We start from the raw sequence: 14,932 nt of genomic DNA on the forward strand, positions 1-14,932 counted from the left end.
TTAGAAGTCAGAACATTTATGTCCCGACCCCTTTCTTCATGAAAAAAGCAGCAATGACAATTCATCGCTGCTACATTTTAATTATAATGCTATTTTTTTGATTTAACTTTCCCGGTCCATTTTTTGTAACCGCCTTTAAGCATGTAGATATCTCTATATCCATTTTTTCTTAAAATACGCGCTGCTCTATAACTTGCTACACCATTGGCATCGCATAAATAAATAGGCTGATCCTTTCGTAGACCTTTAAATCGTTGACTAAAAAGCGTCATAGGAATGTTTCTGGCACCAATAATATGGCCATAATCATAGTCAACTTTTTCTCTTACATCAATCACTTGAGCTTTACGTAAACCTTTATGGAATTCTTCTTGATCTAATTCTGTTACAGCTCTTTTATTGATGAAAAATTGGATTAACATATATACAGCAATAATAACTAAAACAGCTAAAATGATTATCCAAAAGCTATTCATCTTGCTTCCTCCTATATTTACCGATACTACAATTATAAGACTGTTTCACTCATTTATCAAAAAGTTTTTCTCAGAAATGAACCGAGATTTCATTTTGTACAAAAATGCAAATCAGATTTAATATTTACTGAAGAAAATCCAGCCATGAATATTAATCAAATATGCTGTATGTATGGTAATATACATACATATAGTTAAATACAAGGTGATTGGAGATTTTAAAATTGACAGAAACATGGAATTTTATTAATTCGGGCAGTCATGACCCATTTTATAATATGGCTATGGATGAAGCTTTATTAAACTTTGTATCCAGAGGTGAAATCGATCCTGTCATCAGATTTTATACATGGGATCCAGCAACGCTTTCTATTGGTTATTTCCAAAGATTAAAGAAAGAAATTGATATTGAAAAGGTCAGAGAAAAAGGCTATGGCTTAGTAAGGCGACAAACAGGTGGAAGAGGCGTGTTACACGATAAAGAACTAACATATAGCGTAATCGTTCCTGAGTCTCATCCTAATATGCCTAAAACAGTTACAGAAGCATACAGAGTCATTTCACAAGGTTTATTAGAGGGATTTAAGTTATTAGGCTTCGACGCTTATTTTGCTGTTCCTAAAAGTAAAGAAGAAAGAGAAAAATTGAAACAACCAAGAAGTTCTGTTTGCTTTGATGCTCCAAGCTGGTATGAACTCGTCGTAGAAGGAAGAAAAATTGCAGGTAGCGCACAAACTAGACAAAAAGGCGTTATTCTTCAACATGGTTCTATTTTAAAAGATATTGATATTGATGACTTATTTGATATGTTTATCTTTAAAAATGACCGCTTAAAAGATAAAATGAAGCAAGCTTTTGTAGATAAAGCTGTTGCGATAAATGATATTTCGGATAAAACAATTTCGATTGAAGAAATGGAAGTAGCATTTGAAAAAGGATTCCAAAAAGGGTTGAATATTAATTTTAAACCATTAGAACTTACTAAAGAACAACAAGCTGAAGTAAAAGAACTTGCAGAAAAATACAAATCTGAAGAGTGGACTTATAGAAAATAAGTAAAATCCCCTGAACCTCTATTTAAACGGCGGTCAGGGGATTTTATTTTTATTTACGACGGTTTCTATATTTCCATTTTGCTATTTTATATTTTCTTTGATCTTTTGTTAAAAAGAAGAAGAAATACAGTAAGTAAGCAATACCTGCGATAATAGCTAAGCTAATTATCGTTCTTACAAGGGAAAATAATATTGAATCTAAGTTCAATATTAACCCGATAAGCGCAATTAATAATATGAGATAAAATAATACTTTACGCATGTTTTCACCTTTCAATACTTCTTGCTTTATGAATTAGTTTTACTAACTTTAATTTGTGCTAATTCTTGTTGGCCTTGTTTTATTTTCTTATCACTTTTTGTAGAGTAACCATCTCTGATAGTTTTAAATGCACTGACCAACTTATTATTAAGTTCTTCAATGTTTTTATTATCAGATTTATCTTTATCAGACATACTATTTTTTTCAAGATCGATTTTGTATTTATCATGTGCACTTTGTAAATCAGTGACTATTTTATCGAGTTTGCTGACCACAGCTTCTTTTCGTTTATTCTTTTGGACATCACTTTCAATTTTGTGATAATCCTTTAATGTATCAGTCACTTTTTGATAGTAATCTGATGTCGCGTTAGCATTTTTGGTTTTCATGCTATTTTGTGCTGCTTCTTTAGTATTCTTTTTATCAGCGCCGAGTTGTTTTTCTTTATCTTTTAAATCACTGATACTTTGCTCTAGTTCTTGGTTTTCTAATTTTAATTGATGATTATCATCTCTTAATTTAGTAGTTTTTTGTTCAAGTGGACCTAAGTTTTGACTCCCGCAGCCCGCTAGTAAAATCGTTGCTCCAATAATCGAAATAAATTTCTTTTTCATAACCTTCTCCTAATTCAAAAGCAAATATTATAGCAATATTTTATCATATTTAGTTCTCAGATTCTTATATTTCAGTTTGCACTTTAATTTTCTTATACATTTTGGGAATTCTTCTTTGATATAAGGTATAAAAGCTTATAGTTCTATGCGCTTTGTGATAAACTTTGGTTATAATAAAAGTGATATAGTCACTATCACAGCTCCATAAAATTACATGATTAAGAATGACATAGGAGGAGTATGTATGTCTAGAATTGAAAAAGTAAATCAAATTATTTCAGAAAAAAATCTAGATGCGTTAGTTGTATTATCTGATTACAACCGCCGTTATTTATCAGGTTTTACTGGTACGAGCGGTGCATTAGTAATTACACCTGAGCGTCGCATCTTGATCACGGATTTCCGTTATATCGATCAAGCTACAAATCAAGCTTCTGAATTTGAAATTGTGAATCGTTCTGCAGGTTTAATTGACGAAGTTAAAGATGTTCTCGAACAAAACCAAGTGAAATATGCAGGATTTGAAGGGCACATCGTAAGCTATGATACATTCCAACAATTAAATGATTCAGACGTTGAATATCAAAGTGTCGGTAATGTAATTGAAGATATCAGAGCTATTAAAGATCAATCAGAAATTGATACGATTCAAAAAGCTGCAGATATTGTAGACAAAACGTATGAGCATATTTTAAGTATCGCAAAAGCAGGAATGACTGAACAAGAATTAAAAGCTGAATTAGAAAGTAAAATGTTAAAATTAGGAGCAAGCGGCCCTTCATTTGACACGATTGTTGCTTCAGGATATCGAGGTGCTTTACCACACGGTGTAGCAAGCGATAAAGTGATTGAAGAAGGTGAGTTGATCACTTTAGATTTTGGTGCATATTATAATGGTTATGTATCTGATATCACACGTACTTTTGCAATTGGCCAACCAGATCCTAAACTAGTAGAAGCTTATAATATTGTATTAGAAGCACAGAAAGCTGCAGTCGCACAAATTAAAGCAGGAATGACAGGTAAAGAGGCAGATGCTATCGCACGTGATATTATCGCAAGTTACGGTTATGGAGATAATTTCGGACATTCAACAGGTCATGGTATTGGTTTAGAAATTCATGAACAACCAATGCTTGCAAAACAATCTGATTATGTATTAGTCCCAAATAATTGCGTAACGGTAGAACCGGGTATCTATATAGAGGGACTGGGTGGCATCAGAATAGAAGATGACATCTTAATCACAGAAAATGGTAATGAAGTCTTTACTAAATGCACAAAAGACCTTATTATTTTATAATGAAAGCGTATATGAGGAGGAAACTGAATGATTTCGGTTAATGATTTTAAAACAGGTTTAACAATATCTGTTGATAATGGTATTTGGAAAGTTATTGATTTCCAACATGTAAAACCAGGTAAAGGTTCAGCATTTGTTCGCTCTAAATTAAGAAACTTAAGAACTGGCGCAATTCAAGAAAAAACATTCCGCGCAGGTGAAAAAGTAGAACAAGCAATGATTGAAAACCACCGTATGCAATATTTATATGCAGATGGTGACACTCATGTATTTATGGACAATCAAACATTTGAACAAACTGAATTGCCTGGAGATTATTTAGAAGAAGCATTAAAATACTTGAAAGCAAACATGGAAGTTCAAATCCAAACTTATGAAGGCGAAACGATTGGTGTAGAATTACCAAAAACTGTTGAGCTTACTGTAACAGAAACTGAGCCTGGTATTAAAGGTGATACTGCAACTGGTGCAACTAAATCAGCTACAGTAGAGACTGGATATACGCTTAACGTACCTCTATTCGTTAACGAAGGAGACGTTCTCGTAATCAACACTGGCGACGGCAGTTACGTTTCAAGAGCCTAAATTTTAAATCACCCCTTTTCTGACATCCTATCCATTAATGATTATCAGCAATTTTATGCTGATGGATTCGATGAATGAAAGGGGTTCTTTTATTTTATTATCGTTAAATTACACGATGAGAAAGTTTAAAGTTACAGTGATATGCTTGAATTGATAATTTCAGTCAAGTAAAATATACAAGAAGAGTAAAAACAATCTGAAGGAGCAGTACTATGAATTTTAAAGAAATCAAGGAATTAATTGAAATACTAGATAATTCAAATCTTACTGAAATTAATATAGAAGATAACAAGGGAAGTATCATTAATTTAAAGAAAGAGAAAGAAAGAGAAATCATTACACCACAAATTTCTCAACAAGCTTTCCCTGCACAAGCAGCTGCGCCAGCACCTGTTCAAAATGATTCAGCTGTCAGCGAAGCTTCTTCTGCTGCAAATTCAGAAGCTGATCAGGGGAAAACAATTAACGCACCAATGGTAGGAACATTCTATAAATCACCATCACCAGAAGAAGAAGCTTATGTAAAAGTTGGGGATACTGTATCAAACGATTCAACAGTATGTATTTTAGAAGCTATGAAGTTATTTAATGAGATTCAAGCAGAAGTTTCTGGGGAAATTACTGAAATCTTAGTTGAAGACGGACAAATGGTAGAGTATGGCCAACCGTTATTTAAGGTGAAATAATTATGAAAAAAGTTTTAATTGCCAATCGCGGTGAAATTGCCGTTAGAATCATCAGAGCGTGTAAAGACTTAGGGTTACACACAGTTGCAATTTATTCTGAAGGGGATAAAGAAGCACTACATACTCAAATTGCTGATGAAGCGTACTGTGTGGGTCCTACACAATCTAAAGATTCATATTTAAACATTCCAAATATCTTATCTATTGCTACTTCTACTGGATGCGATGCAGTTCATCCTGGGTATGGATTCTTAGCAGAAAATGGGGATTTTGCAGAATTATGCGAAGCGTGTCAACTTAAGTTTGTTGGTCCAAGTTACGAATCTATTCAAAAGATGGGGATCAAAGACGTAGCCAAAGATGAAATGATTAACGCAAACGTACCAGTTGTTCCAGGTAGTGACGGACTAGTAGATTCAATCGAAGACGCTAAGAAAACAGCGGAAGAAATCGGTTATCCCGTTATCATTAAAGCTACTGCAGGCGGTGGTGGTAAAGGTATTCGTGTAGCTAGAGATGAAAAAGAATTAGAAAATGGCTACAAAATGACACAACAAGAAGCAGAAACTGCCTTTGGTAATGGCGGACTTTATCTTGAAAAATTCATTGAGAATTTCCGTCATATCGAATTCCAAATTATTGGTGACCAGTTTGGTAATGTGATTCAGTTAGGAGAACGTGACTGTACAATTCAACGAAGAATGCAAAAACTTGTCGAAGAAGCACCGTCACCTATATTAACTCCTGAAAAAAGACATGAAATGGGTCAAGCATCTATCAGAGCTGCTAAAGCAGTAAACTATGAAAATGCAGGTACAATTGAATATATTTATGACTTAGATACTGATGAATATTACTTCATGGAGATGAATACTAGGATTCAAGTTGAACACCCTGTTACAGAAATGGTAACCGGGATTGATTTAGTCAAATTACAATTATTAGTTGCTATGGGTGAGCCATTGCCTTTCACTCAAGATGATATTAAAATCAATGGTCATGCAATGGAATTTCGTATTAACGCTGAAAACCCTTATAAAAACTTTATGCCATCACCAGGTAAAATCACACAATATTTAGCACCAGGCGGTTACGGAGTAAGAATAGAATCAGCTTGTTACACAAACTATACTATTCCACCTTATTACGATTCTATGGTTGCTAAATTAATTGTGCATGAACCTACACGTGAAGAAACAATTATGGCAGGTCTACGTGCTTTAAGCGAGTTCTTAGTATTAGGCATAGACACTACAATACCATTCCATATTCGTTTATTAGAAAACGAAATTTTCAATAGTGGACAATATAGCACTAAATTCTTAGAGCAAAATGATATTATGAAAGAAAATTAAGAAGGAGGCATTCACATGGTTAAAGTATCCGAAGATACACATGCACATTTAGGCAGAGTAGAAATTTCTCCAGAAGTACTAATCTCAATTGCAAGTATTGCAACATCTGAAATAGATGGATTAACTGGACACTTTGCTGAAATTAAAAATGCTTCACCTGAAAAGTTGAATCGTAAAAATTTAACTAAAGGTATTAAACTTGAAACAAAAGAAGATGGAATTTATATAGATGTATTCTGTGAGTTTAAGTATGGTATCAACATCTCTCAAACAGCATTGAAAATTCAACAAACAATTTTCAATTCCCTCAGCAATATGACAACTATAGTTCCTAAACAAGTCAACGTTCATATTACGCATATTGAAGTTGAAAATAACAAGAAATAAGTAACAAAGGAGCACGCTCAATGAGTCGTAAAGAATCAAGAAGCCAAGCATTTCAAGCACTGTTTCAACTTGAAATGAAGAATACAGATTTATCTATAGATGAAGCCATTAATTTTATTAAAGATGATTACCCAGATTTAGAATTCGATTTTATTCATTGGTTAGTATCAGGCGTAAAAGATCATGAACCTGTACTCGATCAAAAAATCCAAGAGAATTTAAAAGATTGGAAAATCTCTCGTTTATTGAAATCAGACCGTATCATTTTAAGAATTGCAGCTTTTGAACTAGAGCATAGTGATACACCACCAAAAGTGGTTATTAACGAAGCTGTTGAACTTGCTAAACAATTTAGTGACGAAGACCATTATCGTTTTATCAACGGTGTATTAAGTAATTTAAATCAATAGGATAGAGTGATAAGTATGTCCGATTATTTAAGCGTTACAGCCTTAACTAAATATATCAAATATAAATTCGACCAAGATCCGCATCTGCAATCGGTTTTATTAAAAGGTGAATTATCAAACTTTAAACGTCATAGTAGCGGTCACTTATATTTTAATTTAAAAGATAATAATAGCGTCGTAAACGCTATGATGTTTAAAGCACAAGCTAATAAACTAGATTTCACACCCAAAGAAGGTGATGAAGTTTTAATAGAAGCACGCGTAAGTGTTTACGAAAGACGTGGGAATTATCAAATTTATGTAAATAAAATGCATTTAGACGGAATTGGCAACTTATATCAACGTCTAGAAGAACTTAAAAAGGCCTTAACTAAGCAAGGTTTATTTGATATGAGCCACAAAAAGCCGATTCCTAAGTTCCCTAAAAAAATTGCAGTGCTTACCGCGAGTACAGGTGCAGCAATACGAGATATTCACTCTACAATAAACAGTCGATTTCCATTAGTAGAACAAATTCAAATTAGTACATTAGTTCAAGGCGAACAAGCTAAAAATGATATTGTAGAAAAATTACAATATGCTGATACTCTTGGTGCAGATGTCATCATTTTAGGACGTGGTGGAGGATCTATTGAGGATTTATGGAATTTCAATGAAGAAGATGTAGTACGAGCAATCTTTAATACACAAACTCCTGTTATCTCAGCAGTAGGTCACGAAACAGATTTCACATTAAGCGATTTTGTAGCTGATGTAAGGGCTGCTACACCAACTCAAGCTGCTGTCATTGCAACACCTGATCAAGTTGAGCTGACACAATACATCAAACAAATAGAGTTAAGTCTATCCAGACACATCGTCCAATTAATTAATAATAAGAAAAAACATTTAGAACATGTAGCTTCTTATTATAAATTTAAACAGCCATCGTTGTTGTATGATCAACAAATCCAACGACGAGATGAATTAGAAAAACAACTAAGTCTTGCGATGACTAATCATTTGACTCATTTACGACAACGTATTGATTTGCTAAACAGTCGCATAAACGTTAGAGATTTAAAACAACATACGCAACAAGCTATTTTAAACAAATCTCAACTTGATAAGGTATTAAACAAATCAATAAATAATATTTTGAGTAATGCTAAAACGATGTTGGCACAGCGATTAGAAAATTTAAATAATTTAAGTCCAACCAATACAATGTTGCGCGGTTACACGATTGTCAATAAAGATGAACAAGTTATTACAAGTACGCAATCATTAAAAACTAATGACCACATCAGTTTAACCATGAAAGATGGCGAAGTTGATGCAATAGTTAAGAAAGTTAGGTGCAATAAAGATGAGTAATGAGCAAAGTTTCGAAAATATGATGGAAGAGTTAGAAAACATCGTAAAAAAATTAGATAATGAAACAGTTTCTTTGGAAGAAGCATTAGACTTATATCAAAGAGGAATGAAGCTTTCAGCATCTTGTGATGAAACATTGAAAAATGCTGAAAAGAAAGTAAATGAACTCATGAAATCTAATGATGGAGAACAAGCTGAGACATCAGCTGAGAATGAAAATGAATAAAATGATTGAACTAATCAACCAACAATTACTAGAAACAATTCCTGATTCAGCTCTCGGCACTAATTTAGAAGAAAGTATGCGTTATTCTCTTGAAGCTGGAGGAAAACGTATACGACCAGTCCTATTATTAGAAACTTTAAAAATGCTGTCTAAAAACCATACTTACACTAAGGGTATTCGTACCGCATTAGCGTTAGAAATGGTGCACACATACTCGCTCATACATGATGATTTGCCTGCTATGGATGATGACGATTATCGTAGAGGCAAATTAACAAATCATAAAGTATACGGTGAGTGGAAAGCATTATTAGCTGGGGATGCGTTATTAACAAAAGCTTTTAACTTAATAAGCACAGATAATGCAATTGATGCTGAAACTAAAGTAGCTTTAACATCCCAACTTTCTGATGCGAGTGGTCATTTAGGTATGATTGGCGGACAAACATTAGATATGGAAAGTGAAAATAAAAAAATATCTTTAGAGACTTTACAACAAATCCATCGTGAAAAAACCGGTGCTTTACTGTCTTTCGCAATCAATGCCGCAGCAACAATCGCAAAAGTTGATACTGAAGTATCCGAGATTCTTGATAAGTATAGTGAACATTTAGGTTTAATTTTCCAAATTAAAGATGATTTACTCGATGTCTATGGAGATGCTGAAAAATTAGGTAAGCCTGTTGGCAGCGATGAGAAAAATCATAAAAGCACTTATGTGACTTTACTTGGTCTAGAAAAAACAGAACAACGACTTCAATATCACGTTGAGCAAGCGAACCAATGTTTGAAACAATTATCTGATAAACAATATGATACAACTGAGCTTGAAAGTCTGACACAGTTGTTCTATAAACGTGATCACTAAAATTATAAGCTGAGTCCTAATATTCAATTTAGACTTAGCTTATTTCTATTTATGAACTTTTATAAATATGCACTATTGTTGGATATTAATAAGCGATATAAGAAGAAAATAAAAGCATTTTGTTTGAACATGTGATACTATGAATGTATAAATATTCGTAATTTGAGGTGTAAGAAAAGTGGCTAAAAAATCAGTAAGACACATAAAAATTAGAGAAATCATATCCACTGAGCAGGTTGAAACTCAAGATGAATTAGTAAAACGTTTAAATTCATTTGATCTGAATGTGACACAAGCAACGGTTTCACGAGATATTAAAGAATTACAGTTAATCAAAGTACCTGCCCCGACAGGTCAATATATTTATAGTTTGCCAAATGATAGAAAATACCATCCGTTAGAGAAACTTGGACGTTATTTAATGGATTCCTTTGTAAATATTGAGGGTACAGGTAATTTATTAGTATTAAAAACACTTCCAGGTAATGCTCAATCAATCGGTGCTATCTTAGACCAAATCGATTGGGATGAAGTACTCGGCACTATTTGTGGTGATGATACTTGCTTACTCATTTGTCACGATGAGGATGCTGCAAATGCTATCAAAACACGTATTTTTAATTTGTTATAAGGAAGCGATAAGCCATGTTACAAACACTAACAATTAAACAGTTTGCTATCATTGATGAATTAGAAATTAACTTTGGAAACGGATTAACCGTATTAAGCGGTGAAACAGGTTCAGGGAAATCTATTATCATCGATGCTATTGGACAACTTATAGGCATGCGTGCATCTTCAGATTTTGTTCGTCATGGCGAAAAAAAAGCAACCATAGAAGGTATCTTTGATATTGATAATAATCCCGAAGTGATTAGAACCTTGAACGAATTAGAAGTTGATGCTGATGAAGATTTCTTAATCGTTAAAAGGGAGATCTTCAGTTCAGGTAAAAGTTTGTGCAAAGTAAATAACCAAACAGTAACATTGCATGATTTACGTTTAATTATGCAAGAATTACTTGATATCCATGGTCAACACGAGACACAATCACTGTTAAAACAAAAGTACCATCTTCAACTGATTGATTCATATTCAGATGGCAAATATGATGATATTTTAAAACAATATCAAAATACGTATCAAACTTTTAAAGATAAAACACGTGAACTCGATGAGTTGGAATCTGCTGATCAAGCTTTATTACAAAGGTTAGATCTAATGAAGTTCCAAGCTGATGAACTATCTGAAGCCAATTTACAAGAAGGCGAAGTTGAACAACTTGAAGCTGATATTAAACGCATTCAGAATTCTGAAAATTTAAGTTTGGCTTTAAATGCTGCACATGCAACTTTAACAGATGAACAAGCTATCCCGGATCGTTTATATGAATTGAGTCTGCAACTTGCGAACATTGATGAAATTATTCCTAAAAAGTTCACCGAACTTAAAGAGCAAGTCGACCAATTTTACTATACGTTAGAGGATGCTAAGCATGAGTTGTATGATGAATTATCAAATACAGAATTTGATGAACAGTATTTAAATGAACTAGAATCTCGTATGAATTTACTAAATAATCTTAAAAGAAAATACGGTAAAGATATTTCTAGTTTAATTCAGTATCAAGCTAAACTAGATGATGAGATTAACAAAATAGAAAATTATGAGCAAAGTACAGCAAACTTAAAAGAAGAGATTACTCAGTTACAAAAACAATTAAATAAAGAAGGTCAAATGCTTTCAAAAGAAAGAAGAAAAGTGGCGCGTGAACTAAGAGATCATATTGTAGAAGAAATTCAAAATTTACAAATGAAAGATGCCAATCTCGAAATCTCATTCAAACCTTTAGATGAACCGAATGCAGAGGGTATAGAAAAAATAGAAATATTAATCAGCCCTAACAAAGGGGAACCACTTAAAAGCTTGGCTAAAATTGCTTCGGGCGGAGAATTATCTCGTATCATGTTAGCTTTAAAAAGTATTTTTGTTAAATCTAGAGGTCAAACTGCTATACTATTTGATGAAGTTGATTCTGGTGTTTCTGGTATTGCAGCTCAAAAAATGGCTGAAAAAATGCGTGCAATTTCTGAATATATTCAAGTTATATGTATCTCACACTTACCACAAGTAGCATCTATGAGTGATCATCACTTACTAATCAGCAAAGCATCACAAGATGATAGAACAACAACACATGTTGAAGAATTAACTGGAGAAAATCGTATAGATGAAGTTGCACGAATGATTTCTGGTGCTAATGTGACGAAATTGACAAGAGAAAATGCTAAAGAAATGATAGAGCAAAATCATGCGCTGTAATCTATTTGAAATGAGGGGAGATTAACTATGGAATTCGAAACATTGATCTCTAATACTAAAGAGTTACAAGGTAACATTGGTGTTTTATTTGCGAATGACGAGAAAACAATAGCTGCGATTGTACAATTGCTTAAACAAACAAAATGCCATGTTACGCTCTACGGTACTAAAGATCCAACTGAATTAATACGTTCTTTTAATATAGAAGGGGACTTATTAAGTCGTATACACTTACGAACATTTCACGAGCGTGAGGATGTCTTTAAGAAGTGTGCAGATGATTTAAACTCAGAACAAACTCATGTTTTAATGAAGGGTAACTTACCATCATCAGAAATCTTATCTTTTGTACTAAAACATAAGTCATTTATGGATGAACGACGTTTCTTAAATCATGTATCATGTTTCGATATTCCTTCATATCACAAAATGTTAATCATTAGTGACGTTGCTTTAAATGTAAAGCCTAGCATAGATGATCGTATTCATATGATTGAAAATATTGAAAGCTTTGCGAAGAATATTGGTTATAAAAGTTTAAATGTGGGATTATTATCATCATTAGAACATCCCACAACCAAAATTCCTTCATCAGTAGATGCTGCAGAAATTGCCGCACACTTTAAACAACATAATTTTTTAAAGGTTGAAGGACCATTCGCCTTTGATAACGCGATTGATAAAGAAAGTGCAATTGAAAAGGGTATTGAATCTGAAATCGCTGGTGATGTTGACGCGTTGATTGTTCCACATCTTGACGTCGGCAACACACTCTATAAATCATTAACTTATTTTGCAAATGCCCAAACGGCTAATTTAATTTTAGGATCGAAATTCCCGATTGTTTTAACGTCTCGAGCAGATTCTATACAAAACAAAGTTAATTCAGCTATTTTGGCACTGCATACATTAAAATAGACATATGAAAAATTCCATTGAAATCTAACTTTTTACTAAATAGGAACAGGATGAGTAAATTCATTTCTGTTCCTATTTTCATGAATAATAGTATCAATTCCTCAGAATATAGTACGATTTTTCTTAAAAGCAAAGATATTTCAAATAAATCCTTTTAACGATTTAATTTCAGATTTTAAATATTTATTGCACCATGAAGAGATTTTTTTGATAGTTGTACTTTCTGTACTTGTAAACTTTTTTCTTGCAGCTTATAACTTACTACTGCCATTTAGTAATCAAATATTTCCTGATATAGCAATAGGTTTATATGTTTCATTTTTAACTGCTGAAGCTTTTGATGGAATAATTGGCGCATTAATAATAGGAATATCAAAAAAGATCTACCAATTCAGAAATTGATGACTTTATTAGGAATTTCAGGAACCTCATTAAGTGTTTGCCCAATTGTATACTTATTACTACATAACTATTTTGTGATTCTACTCATACCATTAATTTTCAATTTATTTTTAACAATGTTTAACATACAAATTTTTTCATATACTCAAAGAAATGTTGAAGACATATATTTAGAAAGAGTTTTTGGGATTATATTTTCAGTTGCAATACTATTTATGCCGTTAGGAACTTGGGTGTTTTCTTCTATAATGAAACCTACTAATCTATTCAATTTCTCAATTGTTGGAATAGCCATAGTTATGTTATCCATCATTTTCAGACTCATATTAGTTTTCGTCATAACTAATCTTTTGTATCAAAATTAAATTATGAGATTCAAATCTACTATGTGATATTCAGGTTTCTATAACGTTTAAGGTTAATGAATTAAAAAGTACGATTTTCATTTGTCCGTGAAAGTCGTATTTTTATTTTGTTTTTAGAGATTTAAACTGCAAAATAACTATTTGAGGGTAACAAGTCATTACTTTTATAGGGGATTACTTTTAATTGAATACTAGATTAAGGTAAAATATAAAGGGTAGTTTTGAGAAAACATGAATACTGCATCATGAATGCAATATAAAGCAGGTGAAATATATGACCAATATTTTAGTCATAAATTTAGGTAGTACCTCTTCAAAAATAGGCTTTTATCAAGATGAAAATTGTGTTTCAATGGAAACGATTCATCATGATTTGAACATCTCACAAAAGCCTTTACTTGATCAAGAATCATATCGAATTGATTCCATAAAATCATTTATAAAAGAAAAGACTCCAGGGATGCAAAGTATCGATGCGATAGCTTGTAGAGGCGGTCTACTTAAACCCATAGCTGGTGGTACATATACAGTGAATTCTAAAATGTATGAAGACTTAAGATCTTTCAAATATGGTGTACATGCTTCCAATTTAAGTGGGATTATAGGGTATAAATTAGGAGAAATACTAAATATACCTGTATTTATTGTTGATCCTGTAGTTGTTGATGAATTAATTGATATCGCAAGGATAACAGGTATAAAGGATATTAAGCGTAGAAGTGTTTTTCATGCTTTAAATCAAAAGGCAGTTGCACGTCAATATGCAAAGTCCATTCAAAAGCCTTATAACAAAGTCAATGTTATTGTGGTTCATATGGGTGGAGGTATTACAGTAGGTGCGCATTTACAAGGTAAAGTTGTGGATGTGAATGAAGGCTTATACGGCGAAGGTCCAATGAGTCCAGAACGTGCTGGCACAATTCCGAATGATATGCTTTATCAATTTGGAGTTGAGCGTGGGTATTCACCTGAAGCACTTCAACACTTTATTAGCAAAAAAGCAGGACTCGTTAATTTATGTTCTACTAATAACATGAAACAGTTAGTGAATGAATATAGCGTAAATAAAACAACTCGTTTAATTTTAGATGCAATGATTTATCAAATTGCGAAGACAATTGGCGAAAGGGCTGTTATTTTTAAAGGCGATATCGATCAAATTCTTTTAACAGGCGGAATTGCACACAGTCAACTCATCACGGATAAAATTCAAGAATATGTAGAATGGATTGCTCCTGTTAGTGTATATCCAGGCGAGTTAGAGATGGAAGCTCTTGCAAATCAAGTTTATGAAGCAGTTAATTTACGCGAAGAAGTAAAAATATATAGTTAGGAGATCAAT

At 32.8% G+C, this 14,932-nt stretch carries 18 protein-coding genes; 14 read left to right on the forward strand and 4 right to left on the reverse strand.

Features of this window, described 5'->3' with window-relative positions; genetic code table 11:
- Positions 1-89: 89 nt before the first annotated feature.
- A complete protein-coding gene (locus HMPREF3270_RS02200; RefSeq protein ID WP_002481030.1) occupies positions 90-476 on the reverse strand; it encodes a rhodanese-like domain-containing protein in 387 nt (128 codons plus the stop codon).
- Positions 477-700: 224 nt separating this feature from the next.
- On the opposite strand from HMPREF3270_RS02200, the gene HMPREF3270_RS02205 reads away from it, so the two are divergent.
- Positions 701-1,531 (forward strand): lipoate--protein ligase family protein, encoded by an 831-nt coding sequence (locus HMPREF3270_RS02205; RefSeq protein WP_070848363.1) that lies wholly within the window; start codon positions 701-703, stop codon positions 1,529-1,531.
- A gap of 49 nt (positions 1,532-1,580) precedes the next feature.
- Here the strand turns inward: HMPREF3270_RS02205 and HMPREF3270_RS14165 are convergent, their stop codons facing one another.
- Both HMPREF3270_RS14165 and HMPREF3270_RS02215 read right to left on the reverse strand, forming a co-directional pair.
- Entirely contained in the window at positions 1,581-1,793 is a 213-nt protein-coding gene (locus HMPREF3270_RS14165) for an SA1362 family protein (protein WP_057510475.1), read from the reverse strand.
- Positions 1,794-1,819: 26 nt separating this feature from the next.
- The gene (locus tag HMPREF3270_RS02215) at positions 1,820-2,407 is read right to left on the reverse strand and encodes a hypothetical protein (RefSeq protein WP_070848362.1); all 588 of its coding nucleotides are present in this window, start codon (positions 2,405-2,407) and stop codon (positions 1,820-1,822) included.
- Between the two features lie 244 nt (positions 2,408-2,651).
- Between HMPREF3270_RS02215 and HMPREF3270_RS02220 the strand changes: the two genes are divergently transcribed.
- The 12 genes from HMPREF3270_RS02220 to HMPREF3270_RS02275 all read left to right on the forward strand — a co-directional run bounded on the left by HMPREF3270_RS02220 (position 2,652) and on the right by HMPREF3270_RS02275 (position 12,823).
- Positions 2,652-3,710: a M24 family metallopeptidase gene (locus HMPREF3270_RS02220; RefSeq protein ID WP_057510476.1), complete on the forward strand. Its 1,059-nt coding sequence runs from the start codon at positions 2,652-2,654 to the stop codon at positions 3,708-3,710.
- A 27-nt stretch (positions 3,711-3,737) separates the two neighbouring features.
- The gene (gene efp / locus HMPREF3270_RS02225) at positions 3,738-4,295 is read left to right on the forward strand and encodes an elongation factor P (protein WP_002481025.1); all 558 of its coding nucleotides are present in this window, start codon (positions 3,738-3,740) and stop codon (positions 4,293-4,295) included.
- Between the two features lie 212 nt (positions 4,296-4,507).
- On the forward strand, positions 4,508-4,981 hold the full coding sequence (accB, locus tag HMPREF3270_RS02230; RefSeq protein WP_002481024.1) for an acetyl-CoA carboxylase biotin carboxyl carrier protein: 474 nt from the start codon (positions 4,508-4,510) through the stop codon (positions 4,979-4,981).
- Positions 4,982-4,983: 2 nt separating this feature from the next.
- Positions 4,984-6,336 carry an acetyl-CoA carboxylase biotin carboxylase subunit gene (gene accC, locus HMPREF3270_RS02235; RefSeq protein ID WP_070848361.1) on the forward strand — a complete coding sequence of 451 codons (1,353 nt, stop codon included), beginning with the start codon at positions 4,984-4,986 and terminating at the stop codon, positions 6,334-6,336.
- Positions 6,337-6,351: 15 nt separating this feature from the next.
- Positions 6,352-6,723, forward strand: coding sequence for an Asp23/Gls24 family envelope stress response protein (locus HMPREF3270_RS02240; RefSeq protein ID WP_023015159.1), 372 nt, complete (start codon positions 6,352-6,354; stop codon positions 6,721-6,723).
- 20 nt (positions 6,724-6,743) lie between these two features.
- Complete coding sequence (gene nusB, locus HMPREF3270_RS02245) at positions 6,744-7,133, forward strand: transcription antitermination factor NusB (RefSeq protein WP_002481021.1); 390 nt, start codon at positions 6,744-6,746, stop codon at positions 7,131-7,133.
- 15 nt (positions 7,134-7,148) lie between these two features.
- Complete coding sequence (xseA, locus tag HMPREF3270_RS02250; RefSeq protein ID WP_057510478.1) at positions 7,149-8,489, forward strand: exodeoxyribonuclease VII large subunit; 1,341 nt, start codon at positions 7,149-7,151, stop codon at positions 8,487-8,489.
- Positions 8,482-8,715 carry an exodeoxyribonuclease VII small subunit gene (locus HMPREF3270_RS02255; protein ID WP_002481019.1) on the forward strand — a complete coding sequence of 78 codons (234 nt, stop codon included), beginning with the start codon at positions 8,482-8,484 and terminating at the stop codon, positions 8,713-8,715. The genes xseA and HMPREF3270_RS02255 overlap by 8 nt, the downstream gene beginning before the upstream one ends.
- Positions 8,708-9,583 carry a polyprenyl synthetase family protein gene (locus tag HMPREF3270_RS02260; RefSeq protein ID WP_031262522.1) on the forward strand — a complete coding sequence of 292 codons (876 nt, stop codon included), beginning with the start codon at positions 8,708-8,710 and terminating at the stop codon, positions 9,581-9,583. The genes HMPREF3270_RS02255 and HMPREF3270_RS02260 overlap by 8 nt, the downstream gene beginning before the upstream one ends.
- Positions 9,584-9,761: 178 nt before the next feature.
- Entirely contained in the window at positions 9,762-10,214 is a 453-nt protein-coding gene (gene ahrC, locus HMPREF3270_RS02265) for a transcriptional regulator AhrC/ArgR (protein ID WP_002481017.1), read from the forward strand.
- 14 nt (positions 10,215-10,228) lie between these two features.
- Positions 10,229-11,905 carry a DNA repair protein RecN gene (recN, locus tag HMPREF3270_RS02270; RefSeq protein ID WP_057510479.1) on the forward strand — a complete coding sequence of 559 codons (1,677 nt, stop codon included), beginning with the start codon at positions 10,229-10,231 and terminating at the stop codon, positions 11,903-11,905.
- Between the two features lie 27 nt (positions 11,906-11,932).
- Positions 11,933-12,823 carry a phosphate acyltransferase gene (locus HMPREF3270_RS02275; RefSeq protein WP_002481015.1) on the forward strand — a complete coding sequence of 297 codons (891 nt, stop codon included), beginning with the start codon at positions 11,933-11,935 and terminating at the stop codon, positions 12,821-12,823.
- Positions 12,824-13,370: 547 nt separating this feature from the next.
- Here HMPREF3270_RS02275 and HMPREF3270_RS13885 read toward each other — a convergent pair.
- Positions 13,371-13,520, reverse strand: coding sequence for a hypothetical protein (locus HMPREF3270_RS13885; RefSeq protein ID WP_218117691.1), 150 nt, complete (start codon positions 13,518-13,520; stop codon positions 13,371-13,373).
- Positions 13,521-13,864: 344 nt separating this feature from the next.
- Between HMPREF3270_RS13885 and buk the strand changes: the two genes are divergently transcribed.
- Positions 13,865-14,923: a butyrate kinase gene (gene buk, locus HMPREF3270_RS02285; RefSeq protein ID WP_070867155.1), complete on the forward strand. Its 1,059-nt coding sequence runs from the start codon at positions 13,865-13,867 to the stop codon at positions 14,921-14,923.
- Positions 14,924-14,932: the final 9 nt, after the last annotated feature.

Origin of the sequence: Staphylococcus sp. HMSC65H10, from assembly GCF_001839185.1 — a bacterium.
Lineage (GTDB): Bacteria > Bacillota > Bacilli > Staphylococcales > Staphylococcaceae > Staphylococcus > Staphylococcus simulans.

Excerpts from the sequence above, each read along its gene's own strand:
- HMPREF3270_RS02200 (WP_002481030.1), bottom strand. The coding sequence starts at position 476 with ATGAATAGCTTTTGGATAATCATTTTAGCTGTTTTAGTTATTATTGCT.
- HMPREF3270_RS14165 (WP_057510475.1), bottom strand. The coding sequence starts at position 1,793 with ATGCGTAAAGTATTATTTTATCTCATATTATTAATTGCGCTTATCGGG.
- HMPREF3270_RS02215 (WP_070848362.1), bottom strand. The coding sequence starts at position 2,407 with ATGAAAAAGAAATTTATTTCGATTATTGGAGCAACGATTTTACTAGCG.
- HMPREF3270_RS02220 (WP_057510476.1), top strand. The coding sequence starts at position 2,652 with ATGTCTAGAATTGAAAAAGTAAATCAAATTATTTCAGAAAAAAATCTA.
- efp (WP_002481025.1), top strand. The coding sequence starts at position 3,738 with ATGATTTCGGTTAATGATTTTAAAACAGGTTTAACAATATCTGTTGAT.
- accB (WP_002481024.1), top strand. The coding sequence starts at position 4,508 with ATGAATTTTAAAGAAATCAAGGAATTAATTGAAATACTAGATAATTCA.
- accC (WP_070848361.1), top strand. The coding sequence starts at position 4,984 with ATGAAAAAAGTTTTAATTGCCAATCGCGGTGAAATTGCCGTTAGAATC.
- HMPREF3270_RS02240 (WP_023015159.1), top strand. The coding sequence starts at position 6,352 with ATGGTTAAAGTATCCGAAGATACACATGCACATTTAGGCAGAGTAGAA.
- nusB (WP_002481021.1), top strand. The coding sequence starts at position 6,744 with ATGAGTCGTAAAGAATCAAGAAGCCAAGCATTTCAAGCACTGTTTCAA.
- xseA (WP_057510478.1), top strand. The coding sequence starts at position 7,149 with ATGTCCGATTATTTAAGCGTTACAGCCTTAACTAAATATATCAAATAT.
- HMPREF3270_RS02255 (WP_002481019.1), top strand. The coding sequence starts at position 8,482 with ATGAGTAATGAGCAAAGTTTCGAAAATATGATGGAAGAGTTAGAAAAC.
- HMPREF3270_RS02260 (WP_031262522.1), top strand. The coding sequence starts at position 8,708 with ATGAATAAAATGATTGAACTAATCAACCAACAATTACTAGAAACAATT.
- recN (WP_057510479.1), top strand. The coding sequence starts at position 10,229 with ATGTTACAAACACTAACAATTAAACAGTTTGCTATCATTGATGAATTA.
- HMPREF3270_RS02275 (WP_002481015.1), top strand. The coding sequence starts at position 11,933 with ATGGAATTCGAAACATTGATCTCTAATACTAAAGAGTTACAAGGTAAC.
- HMPREF3270_RS13885 (WP_218117691.1), bottom strand. The coding sequence starts at position 13,520 with ATGGCTATTCCAACAATTGAGAAATTGAATAGATTAGTAGGTTTCATT.
- buk (WP_070867155.1), top strand. The coding sequence starts at position 13,865 with ATGACCAATATTTTAGTCATAAATTTAGGTAGTACCTCTTCAAAAATA.